General features: G+C 49.1%; 1 protein-coding gene. It reads left to right on the top strand.

The genetic code is table 11. The features are described from left to right. On the top strand, positions 1 to 280 hold a 280-nt coding region (locus tag AAC854_RS23495; protein WP_340618521.1), incomplete at its 5' end, for a P2 family phage major capsid protein. Positions 281 to 283 lie beyond the last annotated feature (3 nt).

Raw genomic sequence — 283 nt, forward strand, 5'->3', positions numbered from 1 at the left:
GCTGGAAAGCACCATTGCCGGACGTCCATCAATGATACCGCCATTTATGCCGGGTAAGCGTATGATTGTCACTATGTTGCCGAACCTGCAAATTCTGACCCAGCGCAATACCCGTCAGCGTAAGGCGGAATTTGTGGACGACCGTAAACAGTTCGAAAACAAATACCTGCGAAACGAAGGTTACGCACTGGAAACGCCAGAATTGTATGCCGCTTATGATGAAAAGGCCGTGACCATTGGTACGGTGGCGGAACCTGCTGAAACTTTGGGTAACAAATAATGC

Origin of the sequence: Xenorhabdus entomophaga (assembly GCF_037996725.1) — a bacterium.
Taxonomy (GTDB): Bacteria; Pseudomonadota; Gammaproteobacteria; order Enterobacterales; family Enterobacteriaceae; genus Xenorhabdus; species Xenorhabdus khoisanae.